Below are 14,582 nucleotides of genomic sequence, written 5' to 3' on the forward strand. Positions count from 1 at the left end.
ACCCTTTATCGGTATCCGTGTCGACCGCCAGACCGCTGGCTCGTCGTTCGCTCCTCCGTGGCCGAGACGACGAGTGACCCCGCGAACTAGTCCGCGATCGCTTCCGACTCCGCCGAGATCGCCGCGGGGTCTTTCACCCACAGGTCGCCGAAGAAGTCGTCCTGCTGGAGCCGTACCGAGCCGCGATGCGCCATGAACAGCAGCGCGAGATACGTCATGAATCGCCGACCGCCGGCCATCTCGATCTCGGCGAACAGCACCTCCGTCCGGCCGCGGTCGAACTGCGTCCTGAGGGCGCCGTCGATGTCGTCGATCACCTCTTCGATGTCCTCGTCGTGGGTGCGGTCGGTCGCCTCGGCCGCCGTCGGCTCGCCGTCGCGACGGAACTCGTCGCCGGTGTGGTAATCGAGCGTCTGCGTCCCGCGGCCGTAGCCGTGCGGCGACTCGGAGGTGTCGTACTCGCGGGACTCCTTCCACCACGAGCCGCGCTCGGCCTCGCGGAGCTCCCGAACGAGCTCGTCCAGCGTCTCGGGCGATCCCCGCGTGTTCTTCCGGTCGAGCCGCCGGTCCATCTCCGCCTCCAGCTTGTCGACCGGGTCGAACCCGTCCGCCACCGGGTCGGCCGCGCCGCCCTCCATGGCGACCTCCCACGGCTCCGGCTCGGGCTCCTCGTCGTCATCGTCGTCGTCGGCCAACATCCCGTCGCTTTTCATCCGAAGCAGGACGCTGGCGTAGAACAGCGCCCGCCCGGTCGTTCGGAGGTCCGTCTCGTCAAGGCGCTCTAAGAACGCGTCCGTCACCTGCACGATGTCGATGTCCCACGGCTCGATCTCGCCCTCCTCGGCGAGCTGTACGAGGAGCTCGACGGGCTCGACTTTGCCGTCTCCGTCGGGCTCTCCGCCTTTCTCGGGCGCTCCGTCTTCCTCGTTGACATCGCCGTTTCGTCGGGGGCCCGTCTCGTCCGCGCTCGGCTCGTCGTCTCCGGGCGCTCCCGGCAGCGGCCCGTCTCGTGATCCGTCTCGCGACCCGCCGTCGCGCTCGCTCGTCAGGTCGAGGTCCGGGACGCCTCCCGCCGACTCCGGCGGCTCAGTCATCCGCCGTCACCTCCTCCTCGTCGGCGTCGTCGCCGAACTGCATCCCGGTGACCGCCGAGAGGTTGTCGCCCTGCATCGTCACGCCGATGGCGCGGTCGGAGCGCTCCAACAGCGCCGAGCGGTGACCGACGACGACGAACTGCGCCTCCGCGGCCAACTCCTCGATCATGTCGCCGACGCGCTCGGCGTTGACCGCGTCGAGGAACGCGTCGATCTCGTCGAGCGCGTAGAACGGTGCCGGGTTGTGCCGCTGGATCGCGAAGATGAAGGAGAGCGCGGTCAGCGACTTCTCGCCCCCGCTCATCGCGTCGAGCCGCTGGACCGGCTTGTCCGCGGGCTGCGCCTTCATCGTTAACCCCTCCTCGAACGGGTCCTCGGGGTTCTCCAACAGGAGCTCGCCGCTCCCGGCCGAGAGCCGCGCGAAGATGTCCTCGAAGTGGTCGTTGATCGACTCGAACGTCTGCATGAACGTCGCCTTCTTCTCGGCCTCGTATCCCTCGATGCGCTCCTCGATCCCGTCTCGCTCCTCGACGAGCACGTCGCGGCGCTCCTGGAGCGTATCGAGCGCCTCCTGCACCTCGTCGTACTCGTCTATCGCGAGCATGTTGACGGGCTCTAACGCCTCCATCTCCGCTTCCAGCTCCTCGATGCGCGACTCCACCTCGTCGAGGTCGGGGATCTCGTCGGCGTCGTACTCGCCGACCTGTGACTCCAGCTCGTCGATCTCCCACGCGAGCCGGTCGCGTCGGTCCGTCAGGTCCTCCAGCGTCGACTCCGCGTCGGCGACGAGCGAGCGCTGTTCGTCGCGCTCGCGCGTGGCCTCCTTGATCTCCTCGCGGAGCTCTTCGCGGTCCGCCTTCAGCTCCGTCAGCTCTTCTTCCAAGTCGGCGATCGCCTCGCGCTTCTCGGCCAGCACCTCCTCTTTCCCGTCGATCGCGGTCTCGTACTCCGTAACCGACTCCTCGGCGTCGGCCTTCCGATTCTGTGCCTTCTCGACCGTGTCGTGGAGGTCGTCGACCGCGTCTTCCGCGTATCCCTTCTCCAGCTCCAGCTCGTTGCGACGCCCGTCGAGCGAGCTCATCCGGTCTTCGAGGTCGGCGATCTCGCCGCGGATCTCGTCGGCCCGCTCGGAGAGTTCCGGGATCTTCGAGTCCGCGAGCTCCGTCTCGATGTCGTCGATCGCCGCCTGCAGCTCCGATATCTCGGCGTCGAGCCCGTCGATCTCGCCGTCGAGCTCCGTCATCTGCTCGTCGACGGACTCGCGTTCGGCCTCCAGATCCTCGAGTTCGGTTTCGAGCTCGCTGATCCGCGCTTCGGCGTCCGCGAGGTCCTCGTCCGCGCGCTCGACGTCCGCCTCCAGCGACCGGACGCGCTCGGCGGCGTCGGCCTTCCGGTCGCGGGCGTCGTCGATGTCGGCCGCCAGTTCGTCGACCTCGGCCTGCAGCGACTGTCGCTCGTCTTCTAAGTCCGAGATCTCCGTCGCGAGCCGTTCGAGCTTCCCGCCGCCCGACTTGGTGAACGCGTACCGGGAGCCGCCGCCGGACCCGCCCGTCATCGCGCCGGACTTCTCGACGAGGTCGCCGTCGAGGGTGACCATCCGGTAGTCGCCCATCAGATCGCGGGCGGTCGCCATGTCCTCGACGACGAGCGTCGACCCGAGCACGTACGAGAAGATCGACTCGTACTCGGCGTCGTACTCGACGAGGTTCCGCGCGAAGTCGACGACGCCCGGGAGCGACGGCTTTCGCGGGAGTCCTCGGTCGTCCATCTTCGTGATCGGGAGGAACGTCGCACGTCCGGCGTTGCGGCGCTTGAGGTAGTCGATACACGTCGACCCGACGCCGTCGTCGTCGACGACGACGTTCGCGAGCCGACCGCCGGCCGCGGTCTCACACGCCTCGGCGTACTCCGCCTCGACGGAGCCGAGTTCGCCGACGGCGCCGTGGACGCCGTCGATCCCGCCGTTTTTCACTTCGGTCACCGCGCGGGGCCACGAGGTGTCGCCGCGCTGGTCGGCGGCCGCCTCCAGCTTGGCGTACTCGTTCTGTTTCTCGCGGAGGTCCTCCTCGACCGCCTCCAGCCGCTCGCTCGTCTCGGTCTTCTCCGCGAACAGGTCGGCGACGGCGTCCGCGATCGTCTCCTCGTTTTTCCGCGCCTTGTCGAGCTCGCTGTGCAGCTCCGAGAGCCGCGCTTTGTGCTCCGGAATCGCTTCCCGCGCCTCTTCCAGCTCCGAGCGAGCCTCGCTCACCGCGTTCGAGCGGCGACGCGCCTCGTCGAGCAGGCGGTCCTTCTCGCGTTGCGTCTCGTTTTTCTCCTCGCGTAACGCCTCGATCGCCTCCTTCTTCTCGGAGAGGTCGTCTTTCAGCTCGTCGAACTCCGTGTCGGCGCCTTCGATCTCGGCTTCGACGTCGGCGACCTCGGAGCGCTTCGTCGCGATCTCGGATTTGACCGACGCCTTTTCGACCTTTATGTCGCGGATCTCCGACTCGAGCTCGTCTATCGTCTCCTCCTTGCGGTCGATCTGGACGAAGGCGTCGCGCCGTTCCGTCTCGGCCTCGGCGGCGCGCTCCTCGGCGGCTTCGATCTTGTCTTCCAGCCGCGAGATCTCGCCCTTTATCTCCTCGATCTCCGAGCGGATCTGGATCTGCTCGTCCTCGCCTTTCGTCTCGATCTCGTGGTTGAGGTCCGCGAGGTCCTCTTCCAGTCGCGTGAGCTTCCCCTGTCTAGCGTCGAGCTCCTCGCGGAGCGCCGATATCTCCGCCTCGGCGTCGTCGATGTCGCCCTCTACGCCTGCGAGCGTCTCTCGTTTCTCCTCCAACTCGGAGGCCTTGAGGAAGCCGCGATACTCCTCCAGCTCCTCGCGGAACCCTTGGTACTTGAGCGCGGTCTCGCGCTCGTCGGCCAGCCGGTCGAGCCGGTCCTGCTTCTCGTTGATCCGGAGGTCCGCTTCCCCGATCCGGTCTTCGACCGTGTCGAGCTCCTCGTAGGCGGCCTCCTTCTTCTCGTCGAACTCGGCGACGCCCGCGATCTCGTCGATGATCCCCCGCCGCTGATAGGGGGTCATGTTGATGATCTCGGTGACGTCGCCCTGCATCACGACGTTGTACCCTTCCGGGGTCACGCCCGCCGCCGCCAACAGGTCCTGCACGTCCGAGAGGTTCACCGAGCGCCCGTTGAGGTAGTAGTACGAGTAGTAGTTGTCCTCGGTCTCTTTCACCCGGCGCTTGATCGTGATCTCTGAGACGTCGCCGACGTTCTCCGTTCCGGCCGCGGAGACGACCTGCGACCGGTCGAGCGTCCCGTCCGCGTTCGACAGCACCACCGTGACGGCGGCCTCCTTCGGCCCGCCGGTCTCCTCGCCGTCGTCGTGGCCGGGGTTGTAGATGAGGTCCGTGAGCTTCTTCGCTCTGATCCCGCGGGTGCGCGCCAGTCCGAGCGCGAAGAGGACGCCGTCGATGATGTTCGACTTCCCGGAGCCGTTCGGCCCCGTGATGACCGTGAAGTCGTCATAAAAGGGGATCCTCGTCGTCCGTCCGAAGCTCTTGAACCCGTCCAAAACGACTTCAGTGATATGCATGGGGGGCGAGAACGAAGCCGGTTACGCGACGATAATGTCGCTGTCCGACTCCTCGTCGCCGCCTTCCGCCTCGTCGGACTTAGCGGCTTCGGCGTCCGGCGTCGCCGCCGATTCCTCAGGAGCCACGACGTCGTCGCCGTCACTCGCCTCCGCGTCGTCGGCCGTCTTCCCGTCGTCGGTGCGTTCGACGACCTCGACGTGATCGTCGGAGTGGGTCCGGCGCTCGCCGCCGGTCGTCCCCGTAGGCTCTTCTGACTCGGTCGGCTCCGAGGCGGCCTCCGCCTCGACGGCGACTTCTTGAGCGTCTTCCACCTGTCGCACGCGCTCTTTCATTTCCACGAGCTCCTCGGTGAGCCCGTTGACCGCCGCCTGCAGCTCCGCGACCTGTCGTTCGAGGTCTTCGACCCGATTACTCATATACACACGTATGCCCACGCGGGCCGTATAAACCTGTGTCAGACACATGTGTGACCAAGTGACACGGTCCGCGACGGCCGCGCGGGCGTTCGTTTCGAGAGACTGAAACGTGTCTGTCGATCGTCGGACGAGTGGGGAAGATACTTGTACTCCGGGCAGATACTCGTCCTGTATGAGTAAGATCACCTTCCGGGCTGACGACGACCTCGTCGAGCGCCTGGAAGCGTGTGACGCCTCCAAAAGTGAGGTGATGCGGGAAGCGCTCCGGACGCACCTCAACGAGGTCGTCGACGCCGAACCGGACGCGTCCGACGGGAGCGTTGACGCGGCGCTAGTCGATCGCGTCGACGACCTCATCGCGGAGCGGCTCGACGCGGCGTTAGACGAGCGACTCGGCGGTCGCTCGATGGATCCGAGCGCGGCGTATACGCCCGGAAACGCCGGTGATATCAACGTAAACGTTACACTCGACGCCCCCGGAGCCGACGAGAGCGACGCGAGTGTGACGCGTGAGACGGCTCGTGACGCCGAGTCGAAGACGCGTAAGACGCCCGTGGATACGGACGTGCAAACGCGCGAAAACGCCTGCGGCGGATGCGGCGATATCGTCCCGTCGGATCACGTTTACTGCCCGAATTGTGGTGAGAAACAGTCCCACAGGGCGTTCTGTGAATGCGGTGACGAGCTCCGGACGGACTGGGCGTTCTGTCCCGGCTGTGGACGTCGAACCCCGGCGGCGGACGTGTTGAAGGATCGATAAGTGGCGTATAGGCGCTGTAAACGGCTATATTCTAGCGTTTTCACGGTTTGTCTTACAAGCGCCGGTAGTTTTATATTGATAGCCTCGGTGACTTCTACTGCGTAAGACGGTCGTCTTACAGTGGCCGTCCGCGGTGGGGGTTCCCCCCGCCGTCGGGCGATTCGTCGCTGTAAGACACACGCGTCGCGTGTTCGCCGTCTTACCGGGGGAATACCAATGGAGCGTGTGACACTACGAATTCCGAAACAGCAAATCGATGAGGTTGAACAGATGGTCGAGACGGGTGAGTTCCCGAACCGGAGCGAGGCGATCCGGTCGGCCGTCCGCGACATGTTAAATGAACAGGACGGCGAGCGCGAGGAGCGCGGCCGCAGCCGCAACTGGGCGAAGGTGTAAACTGATGCAAGATCTCGTTCAGGACGCCCTCGACAACGCGGAAGCGGAGAAACGCGAGATGGACGCCAGCATGGACGACGACGACGAGTTCGGGGACCCCCGAATCGTCATCGTCGGCGCTGGCGGCGCCGGAAACAACACGATCAACCGGTTGTACAACATCGGCGTCGACGGTGCCGACACCGTCGCCATCAACACGGACAAACAGCACCTGAAGATGATCGAGGCCGACACCAAGATCCTCGTGGGCAAGTCGCTCACGCAGGGGCTCGGCGCCGGCGGCGATCCCAAGATGGGCGAACGCGCGACGGAGATGGCCCAAGGCACGATCAAGGAAGTCCTCGGCGACGCCGACCTCGTTTTCGTCACCGCCGGGATGGGTGGCGGGACCGGAACCGGCGCGGCGCCGGTCGTCTCGAAGATCGCCAAAGATCAGGGCGCTATCGTCGTCGGGATGGTCTCGACCCCGTTCAACGTCGAGCGCGCTCGCACGGTGAAAGCCGAGGAAGGACTGGAGTCCCTCCGCAACGAGGCGGACTCGATCATCGTCCTCGACAACAACCGGCTGCTCGATTACGTTCCGAACCTGCCGATCGGGAAGGCGTTCTCCGTGATGGACCAGATCATCGCGGAGACGGTGAAGGGCATCTCGGAGACGATCACCCAGCCGAGCCTCATCAACCTGGACTACGCCGACATGTCCACGATCATGAACCAGGGCGGCGTGGCCGTCATGCTCGTCGGTGAGACCCAGGACAAGAACAAGACCCAAGAGGTGGTCAACGACGCGATGAACCACCCGCTGTTGGACGTCGATTACCGCGGCGCCTCGGGCGGGCTCGTCCACATCACGGGCGGCCCGGATCTCACGCTCAAGGAGGCCGAGGGGATCGCGAACAACATCACCGAACGCCTCGAAGCGAGCGCCAACGTCATTTGGGGCGCCCGCATCCAGGACGAGTACAAGGGGAAGGTCCGCGTCATGGCCATCATGACGGGCGTCCAGAGCGCACAGGTGCTCGGTCCGTCGACCCAGAAGCAGGCCGACAAATCTCGCGCCGCGGTCGACGGCGACGACCTCGGCGACTCGCGATCGCGGGCGACACAGAACGGCGCCAGCAACGCGGTCGCCTCCGGCGGCGACGACCGCGGTGCGTGGGAGTCGGACGGCGGCACCGAACCCACCGAGACGAACAACGGACTCGACGTCATCCGGTAACGCCGCCGACGCCCGGTCAGTTGCTTGTTTTTGAGCCAGGTCCGATCACCGAGAACAGCGTTATTCCGCTTCGGCGTGAACAGTCGGTATGGGACGACCAGCCGACACCTACAACGCGTTCCGGATGCGGGTTCTACCGGCGTTCCACAGCGCGCTGGACGCGTTGGTCGGCGGCTACGCCCTCAGCGACACGCCCTCCGAGGAATACGTCGGAACGCTACACTGCGCGGAACCGGAGGTCGAGGAGTTGCTGGCCTCGGTCGGATTCAGCCGGAACCTCGTGGCTTCACTGAAGATTCGCGTCGACGGCAACATCTCTGACGGGTCGTGGGTCTCCCGCGACTCGCTGCTCGCGGACCACCAGTTACACGCGATCCTTCACGACGGGGACGGCGGCGTCGACGTCTACGCGCACTGGGAGTACTCGTCGATCCGCCACCCGTACCGCCACTACCTGGCGCGGGACTACGACGCCGAGACAGGGGTCCGGCTCACCAGATCGATCCTGTCCGATACGGCGGCCGAGCACGACATCTCGTGGACGATCGAGTCGCGGCACCGCCGACACGCGTGGTACTTCGATCTTCTGCGAACGGTGTCGGAAGACCTCGCGTCCAGGGTCGCCGACGTTCAAGAGCGGTTCCTCGGCGGGCTGACTTCGGAATCCGACGGTATCGTGCAGCGGGCGGTCTCCGCGCTGCGGTGAGCGGCGGCGACTCCCCAGCGGACCGCGCTGGTCGTGGTGGCCGTTCAGACCGCTTCGATGGCGTCCAGCAGGCGGCACTTCCGGCAGACCGACCGACTCGTCTTCGAGCCGCACCGTTCGCAGTTCGACAGATCCGGGGAGTCGCCGTCGCCGGTCTCGCGGTAGCGCTCGGCGGCGAGCGCCGACAGCTCCTCGTAGCCGGCCATGATCGAGTGGCGCGCCCCGGGGTGGTTCTCCTCCAACTCGTGGATGACCGACTGGATCTCGCCGCGGTACGCCTCCGAGGAGTGCGGGCACTCGGCCATGTGGGTCGGGAGATCACGGACGTGACAGTACAGCGCGATCTCCTTCTCGGGCACGTCGCGGAGGGGTTTCGCGCGGGGGACGAACCGGTCGGTCCCCTCGCGCTCGTCGAACGGGCCGAGGGAGGCGTCGAAGTGTTTCGCGACCTGTCGCACGTCGCCCTCTAGGAAGTTCATCATCGCCGTCTGGGCCTCGTCGTCGAGGTTGTGGCCGGTGAGTAGCTTATCGGCGTCGAACTCGGCGGCGTATTTTTCGAGGAGGTCGCGTCGGAACACGCCGCAGTACGCGCAGGCGGCCATGTTCTCGGGGTCGCTCTCGACGACGTCGTCCATCCGCACGTCGAACTCCTCCTCGTAGGAGACGACCTCGTGGCGGATCGACAGATCGGCGGTGAGTTCGACGCAGGCGTCGAGGCTCGCGTCGCGGTACCCCTCGATCCCCTCGTGGATCGTCAGCGCGAGCATCTCGACGCGCCGGTTCTCGCCGAACACGTCGTCGAGAATCGTCGTCAGCGCGACGCTGTCTTTCCCGCCGGAGAGACCGATCACCCACCGGTCGGGGTCCTCGGGCGTCGCGTCCGGATCGATGAGCGAGTCCGTCCGGATTCGGCGTTTCACACGCTTCTCGACCGATCGGCGGAGGTGATCGCCACAGAGATGCGCCCCGGAGTAGGCGGCGTGGTGGATCGCGTCGGCCCCGCACTTGTCGCACTCCATCGGTGGCTGGTTACCGACCCGCGGGGATACCCGTTTCGGGCGAGGCGCCCGGAGTCGGCGGCGGCGCGACGGGGGCACGCCGCAGCTGCGACGGAGTTACGAGGGCGACGCGCCGCCGACAACCGTCCGCGGGTTGTCGCCGGTTCCGACACGGGTTTCTCCCCGGAGTCGTCTCACTCGGACGTGACCGAGCCATCGTCAGGTGTCGCCGATCAGTCTCACGACGTCGACGTCGGCGCCACCGCCGTCGATCGCGACCCCGATCCGCGGCCGCTTCGCGAGTCGCTGCCGACCGAGAGCCTCCGCACCAGGCTGTGGCGACACGCCTTCAACCTCGTCCCGTCCTACCGCGGCACCGGCGCTCGCGTCGACCACATCGCCGCCGACTGGCGGTACGTCCGGATCCGTATTCCGTTCAACTGGCGGACGCGGAACGCGGTCGGCACCGTCTTCGGTGGGAGCCTCTACGCCGCTATCGACCCGGTGTACATGACGATGCTCCGCCGGATCCTCGGCGACGGCTTCACCGTGTGGGACAAGGCGGCCGCCATCGAATTCATCGAGCCGGGCCGGAACACGCTGTACGCGGAGTTCGAGCTCTCGTCAGCGGAAACACGACGGCTTCGCGAGGAGTTGAGTCCCGGGGAATCGACGGACTGCGAGTACCTCGTCTCCATCGTCGACGAGGAGGGAACGGTCCACGCCGCCTGCCGCAAGACGGTGTATGTCAGACGGGACGCGGCGGAGACCAAGCAGCGTGAATAACCGTATCAGGCCGTCACACCGGCGACGAGCGTCTCCTCGACCGTCTCCACGAACCGATCCGGGTGCTCGACGTGTGGGAGCAGCTTCGCCCGGTCGAAGACGACGAGGCGCGCGTCCGACGCGTCGGCGAGCTCGCGGCCGTCCGCGAGCGGACTCACCTCGGCCTCGCGGCCCCAGACGATCGTCGGCGGCACGTCTAGTTCGGCGAGCGCGGCCGCCAGATCGAGGTCGCTGTTGAGGTATCCCGAGATGAACGACGCGGGGGCGAACCGCGCGTTCTCGACGTGTGCCGTCCGCCACTCGTAGTCGATCCACTCCTCGCTCGGACTCGTCGGGTCGTCGTAGCCGTGGTCGGCGTTGAAATAGCGGATCGACGGCTTCGACGCGATGAGGTTGAACAGCGCGGCGCCGACGAGCGGCGACCGGATCAGCTCTCGGAGCCACGGCTTCGGCGGGCTCGGCCCCGCGACGGTCGTCGGACACACGCCGACGAACCCGCGCAGCGTCACGCCGTCGTCGCTCGACCCGTCGTCGACGGCCGCCCTCGCGGCGTACGCCGCCGACAGCGACGAGGCGACGACCGCCGGTTCGTCGAACCGATCGAGGAAGTCGCGGACGAAGTCCTCGTACAGCGCCGCGGAGTAGCGCAGCGGAGGGCGGTCCGAGCGGCCGTACCCCGGCAGATCTGGGGCGACGACGTGGTAGTCGGCGGCGAGGGCGTCGAACACCTCGCGCCACTCGCCGGAGGATCCGGCGGCGTTGATCCCGTGAAGCAACACGAGGTCCGGGTCGTCGGGGCTCCCGGCTTCGGTGTACGCGACCTCCATCCCGCGCCAGCGGACGCTCCCGTCGTCGCCGTCGAGCGGAGATTCCAACTCTCCCTCGTAGCGGAGACCGGTGTTGAGCGCGGCGAGCGCGCCGACGCCGAGGAGGGCACTGCCGACGAGGTTCCTGAGTCTCATGGAAACGTGTTGGTTCGCGGGCGACTTATAATCGGCGGGAGCCCGCGCTAGCGGTCGTTCGATTCCACGCAGTCGGCGATCGGGGCGACGATGTCCGCGGCGACGCTGTAGGGATCGGTCTCCCGTCGGCGCACCGCGTCGGCGAGGTCGTCGATACCGCCGCGCCGATCGATCTCCGCGGTCGCGAGCGCACCGACGTCCGCGCGCACGAGGGTTCGAATCTCTTCGGCGTACCGCTGGCGTTCGGTCTCCTCGATCTCGCCGCTGTTGCTGAGGTGCGCCGCGTGGGCCGCGAAGGCGTCGATAAGCTCGTCGACCCCTTCGCCGGTGTTGGCGACCGTCCGAAGGACCTCGGGAGTCCACGGGGCTGATACGTCGGCGGACACCCCGTCGTCAGGGTGATCCGGAACCTCGAATCCGTGGTGACCGGTGTCGAGTCCCTTCGTCGGGCTCTCGCGTCGGTGAACCATCTCCTCCAGCTCGGCGAGGGTTCGCTCGGCGCCGTCCATGTCGGCCTTGTTGACGACGAACACGTCCCCGATCTCTAAGATTCCGGCCTTCAGCGTCTGAATGTCGTCGCCGGAGCCGGGTTGGACGAGCACGGCGACCGTGTCGGCGGTCCGGACCACGTCGACCTCGTTCTGCCCGGCTCCGACCGTCTCGATTATCACCACGTCCTTCCCGAAGGCGTCGAGCGCCTTCACGGCGTCCGCGGTCGCCATGGAGAGCCCGCCGAGCTGGCCGCGCGCGCTCATCGACCGGAAGAACACGTCCATGTCGCCGACGTTCGATCCCATCCGGATCCGGTCGCCGAGCACCGCGCCGCCGGTGTACGGCGACGAGGGATCGACGGCGACGACGCCGACGGTGTCGCCGCGCTCCCGGTACGTGGCCGCGAGCTTGTCGACGAGGGTTGACTTTCCGGCGCCGGGCGAGCCAGTGATCCCGATCACGTCAGCGCCGCCGGTGTGCGCGTGGAGCGCGGAGACGATCGTCCGGTACCCCGGCGAGCGATTCTCGATCCGGGTGATCACGCGGGCGAGCGCCCGATGGCTCCCCGAGAGTAGTTCGTCGACGAGGGCGGCGTCGCGGTCGCTCAGGCCCGGCGCGTTCGGTGTCGCCGACCCGTCGCGTTCCGGCCCGTCCATCTACGCCCGCTCCGGAACGTTGTTCCGGATGAACTCGACCGTCTCCTCCATCGGAGTGCCGGGGCCGAACACCTCGGCGACGCCGAGTTCCTTGAGTTCGGCCTCGTCGTCGTCGGGGATGATCCCGCCGACGAGTATGAGGGTGTCCTCGAACGCGTCGTACTCCTTGAGCCCCTCGATCACCTTCGGCACGAGCGTGTTGTGCGCGCCCGAGAGGATCGAGATGCCAAGAACGTCCACGTCCTCTTGGACCGCCGCCTGTACGATGTCGTCCGGGGCGCGGTGCAGCCCGGAGTACACCACCTCGAAGCCGGCGTCCCGGAACGCCCGCGCGATAACGTGTGCACCTCGGTCGTGGCCGTCCAAGCCGACTTTCGCGACCAGACACCGGATGGCTCGCTCCTCCTGTTCGACGCTCATATCGGGTACTGCGTCGCGGGCCCGTTTGACTCTAACGGACGTTCGGGACATATTTCGTCGTCGACGACTCACAGCCCCCCGCGATCTACGACCGACGCGTTGAACGCGCGGACGGTCGTTGTGTGCGACATGACAGACCCTTCCTCGGCCGGTGGGCTCCCCGCCGGAACGCGGATCGGCCGCGCCGCGCTCCGCGTCGCTGACCTCGACGAGACGACCGTCTTCTACCGCGACGTCGTCGGACTCGTCGTCCTCGATCGCGACGACGAGACGGCCGTCCTCGGCGTCGCCGCCGGACCCGGGGACGCCGACAGCGCCGCCAGGGCTGCGGACGCTGACAGCGACCCCGTCCCGCTGCTCGTCCTGACGCGCGACCCGGATCGCCCCGAGCGCGGTCCCACCGAGGCCGGGCTCTTCCACACCGCGTTCCGAGTCCCGTCGCGGGCCGCGCTCGGCGAGGCGCTGGGCCGAGTCCGCGACCGCTGGCGGCTCGGCGGCGCGTCCGACCACCTCGTCAGCGAGGCGCTGTACCTCGACGACCCCGAAGGCAACGGCGTGGAGATCTATCGGGACCGTCCCCGCGAGGACTGGCCGGTCGCCGACGACGGAACGGTCCAGATGGCGACCGAACCGCTCGATACCGAGGGAGTGGCCGCGGCGGCGGGCGAACCGACCGACGCCGGTGACTCCGGCCCTGCCGACCGCGTCCCGCTCGGGACCGACCTCGGCCACGTTCATCTCGAAGCCACGTCGCTGTCGGCGTTCGAGGCGGTCTACGTCGACGGACTCGGCTTCGAGGTCGGGATGACGGGACCGGACGTTCGGTTCGTCGCGGCCGGAGGCTACCATCACCACCTCGCCGCGAACACGTGGCGGGGACGGACGACGCCCGCTGCGGGGCGCGGGCTCGCGTGGTTCGAGGTGATCGTTCCCGACGCGACCGCCCTGAACGCGGTACGGACCCGGCTCGACGCGGTGGCGTCCGGTGGCGACGTCGACCTCGCCGTCGACGAACGGGAAGACGGGATCGCCGTGACGGACGCCGACGGTATCGAGGTTCGCGTTCGAACGGAGTGACCGGACACGCGGCGACGTACTGAGTTATAACGCGTTGTGACCCGCGGTGGTCAATACGGCGCGTGTACCCGTCACCGGTTGGAGGACTGATCTCAGCTAACTCATGCTAGCATACTACATGTGGAATGAGTTAACGGCTCACAAAGCCACTAAGAGTCCTGAGTATCAATGATACACAACGCATCGGTAGACGAGAGTCTCGCAGTCGGACGACGCCCGTTACTGAAGACGGTAGGGCTTGGGTCGGCCGGTACGGCCCTTCTCACTGGTCCCGTCGGGGCAGCGAGCGCACAGAGCGACACATTCGCGTGCGAACTCAACGAGGTTCGAGCGGCGACACGGAAGTACCGGGACGTGGCCACTGCACGAGAGGACGGATACGATACCATGGTGTCTCCGTACGTCCCGAACATGGGATTCCATTTCGTCAATTCGGCGCTCTTCGCTGGTGATGCGAGTACGCCGGTCGATCTCTCGGAACCACCAATTCTGGTCTACTACACGACTGGCAGCTACAATCCGGGACCCAGCGATATTCACGACCCGGCTCACGATGACAAACTTCGGCTCGGCGGCGTCGAATTCGCCCACTCCGAGACCGGTGTCCCCGGCAATATCTTCTCAGACGAGTCCGCCGGTCGCAGCCTTGCAGTGTCAGAAGAAAACGGCTGGGGACCGATTCCCGGATCACCGTTCTGGGCGCTGCACGTCTGGGTTCACCGCGGAAATCCCGCGGGGGTGTTCCACCCGACGAATCCGACTATCGACTGAGTGCACTGCAACATCGTTTCGGATCTCTGATGGATACGCGCTTTGCGGTGTTCTCTGAACGAACTTCTCGGTGTCTGTGTCACACAGACATCGAGCGCGCTCGATAGTTCAACCGGCTGACCCCTCGTCGATCGCGCGAGTGTCGGACTTCCGTTCAGCGAACTCGTCTCGGCGCCTTCCGTTCAGCGAATCCCCCTCGGTGTCACTCACTTACTCCTCAAACAGTCTGCAGTGAATACCGCGTGATTACT

14 protein-coding genes are annotated in these 14,582 nt (G+C 66.6%); 7 read left to right on the forward strand and 7 right to left on the reverse strand.

Annotation, left to right across the window (positions count from 1 at the left end; translation table 11 throughout):
* Positions 1 to 86 precede the first annotated feature (86 nt).
* The 3 genes from ACNSN4_RS02615 to ACNSN4_RS02625 are packed head-to-tail and all read right to left on the reverse strand — an operon-like array spanning position 87 to position 5,088.
* Positions 87 to 1,094, reverse strand: a complete 1,008-nt coding sequence (locus tag ACNSN4_RS02615) for a segregation/condensation protein A (RefSeq protein ID WP_418284201.1) — start codon at positions 1,092 to 1,094, stop codon at positions 87 to 89.
* The gene (gene smc, locus ACNSN4_RS02620; protein WP_418284202.1) at positions 1,087 to 4,671 is read right to left on the reverse strand and encodes a chromosome segregation protein SMC; all 3,585 of its coding nucleotides are present in this window, start codon (positions 4,669 to 4,671) and stop codon (positions 1,087 to 1,089) included. The genes ACNSN4_RS02615 and smc overlap by 8 nt, the downstream gene beginning before the upstream one ends.
* A 21-nt stretch (positions 4,672 to 4,692) precedes the next feature.
* Positions 4,693 to 5,088, reverse strand: coding sequence for a DUF7518 family protein (locus ACNSN4_RS02625; RefSeq protein ID WP_418284203.1), 396 nt, complete (start codon positions 5,086 to 5,088; stop codon positions 4,693 to 4,695).
* 172 nt (positions 5,089 to 5,260) lie between these two features.
* Between ACNSN4_RS02625 and ACNSN4_RS02630 the strand changes: the two genes are divergently transcribed.
* The 4 genes from ACNSN4_RS02630 (at position 5,261) to ACNSN4_RS02645 (ending at position 8,169) form a co-directional block, all read left to right on the forward strand.
* Positions 5,261 to 5,848 carry a double zinc ribbon domain-containing protein gene (locus ACNSN4_RS02630; RefSeq protein WP_418284204.1) on the forward strand — a complete coding sequence of 196 codons (588 nt, stop codon included), beginning with the start codon at positions 5,261 to 5,263 and terminating at the stop codon, positions 5,846 to 5,848.
* A gap of 216 nt (positions 5,849 to 6,064) precedes the next feature.
* Complete coding sequence (cdrS, locus tag ACNSN4_RS02635) at positions 6,065 to 6,244, forward strand: transcriptional regulator CdrS (RefSeq protein WP_418284205.1); 180 nt, start codon at positions 6,065 to 6,067, stop codon at positions 6,242 to 6,244.
* A 4-nt stretch (positions 6,245 to 6,248) separates the two neighbouring features.
* Positions 6,249 to 7,463, forward strand: a complete 1,215-nt coding sequence (gene ftsZ, locus ACNSN4_RS02640) for a cell division protein FtsZ (protein WP_418284206.1) — start codon at positions 6,249 to 6,251, stop codon at positions 7,461 to 7,463.
* Positions 7,464 to 7,551: 88 nt separating this feature from the next.
* Positions 7,552 to 8,169 carry a hypothetical protein gene (locus ACNSN4_RS02645; protein ID WP_418284207.1) on the forward strand — a complete coding sequence of 206 codons (618 nt, stop codon included), beginning with the start codon at positions 7,552 to 7,554 and terminating at the stop codon, positions 8,167 to 8,169.
* A gap of 44 nt (positions 8,170 to 8,213) precedes the next feature.
* Here the strand turns inward: ACNSN4_RS02645 and ncsA are convergent, their stop codons facing one another.
* The gene (ncsA, locus tag ACNSN4_RS02650; RefSeq protein WP_418284208.1) at positions 8,214 to 9,188 is read right to left on the reverse strand and encodes a tRNA 2-thiolation protein NcsA; all 975 of its coding nucleotides are present in this window, start codon (positions 9,186 to 9,188) and stop codon (positions 8,214 to 8,216) included.
* A gap of 183 nt (positions 9,189 to 9,371) precedes the next feature.
* Between ncsA and ACNSN4_RS02655 the strand changes: the two genes are divergently transcribed.
* Positions 9,372 to 9,953, forward strand: a complete 582-nt coding sequence (locus ACNSN4_RS02655) for a DUF4442 domain-containing protein (protein WP_418284209.1) — start codon at positions 9,372 to 9,374, stop codon at positions 9,951 to 9,953.
* 5 nt (positions 9,954 to 9,958) lie between these two features.
* Here ACNSN4_RS02655 and ACNSN4_RS02660 read toward each other — a convergent pair whose 3' ends face one another.
* The 3 genes from ACNSN4_RS02660 to ACNSN4_RS02670 are packed head-to-tail and all read right to left on the reverse strand — an operon-like array spanning position 9,959 to position 12,483.
* Complete coding sequence (locus ACNSN4_RS02660) at positions 9,959 to 10,915, reverse strand: alpha/beta fold hydrolase (RefSeq protein WP_418284210.1); 957 nt, start codon at positions 10,913 to 10,915, stop codon at positions 9,959 to 9,961.
* A 47-nt stretch (positions 10,916 to 10,962) separates the two neighbouring features.
* On the reverse strand, positions 10,963 to 12,063 hold the full coding sequence (gene meaB / locus ACNSN4_RS02665) for a methylmalonyl Co-A mutase-associated GTPase MeaB (RefSeq protein WP_418284211.1): 1,101 nt from the start codon (positions 12,061 to 12,063) through the stop codon (positions 10,963 to 10,965).
* A complete protein-coding gene (locus ACNSN4_RS02670) occupies positions 12,064 to 12,483 on the reverse strand; it encodes a cobalamin B12-binding domain-containing protein (protein WP_418284212.1) in 420 nt (139 codons plus the stop codon).
* Between the two features lie 129 nt (positions 12,484 to 12,612).
* On the opposite strand from ACNSN4_RS02670, the gene ACNSN4_RS02675 reads away from it, so the two are divergent.
* Both ACNSN4_RS02675 and ACNSN4_RS02680 read left to right on the forward strand, forming a co-directional pair.
* Entirely contained in the window at positions 12,613 to 13,560 is a 948-nt protein-coding gene (locus ACNSN4_RS02675) for a VOC family protein (RefSeq protein WP_418284213.1), read from the forward strand.
* A gap of 411 nt (positions 13,561 to 13,971) precedes the next feature.
* On the forward strand, positions 13,972 to 14,331 hold the full coding sequence (locus ACNSN4_RS02680) for a hypothetical protein (RefSeq protein WP_418284214.1): 360 nt from the start codon (positions 13,972 to 13,974) through the stop codon (positions 14,329 to 14,331).
* Positions 14,332 to 14,582: the final 251 nt, after the last annotated feature.

It is taken from the genome of Halorubrum marinum (assembly GCF_048381195.1).
Taxonomy (GTDB): Archaea; Halobacteriota; Halobacteria; order Halobacteriales; family Haloferacaceae; genus Halorubrum.